Source organism: Pseudomonas sp. PME37.24/025 (assembly GCF_055556615.1).
Window position 1 is genome coordinate 1 of the sequence record NZ_JBVHNK010000523.1, and the last position, 219, is coordinate 219.

The window sequence follows — 219 nt, forward strand, 5'->3', positions numbered from 1 at the left end:
GCACTCGTAGCTCAGCTGGATAGAGTACTCGGCTACGAACCGAGCGGTCACAGGTTCGAATCCTGTCGAGTGCACCATTTAAGAGTTGTTTGCAGTAATGTGAATAACTTGGCTTCAACCAGTTGTGATCTGGTATAAAAACACAAATGCACTCGTAGCTCAGCTGGATAGAGTACTCGGCTACGAACCGAGCGGTCACAGGTTCGAATCCTGTCGAGT

General features: G+C 48.9%; 1 tRNA gene. It reads left to right on the plus strand.

The features are described from left to right. Positions 1–77 (plus strand) — tRNA-Arg (locus tag ACZ3HH_RS31305). Positions 78–219: the final 142 nt, after the last annotated feature.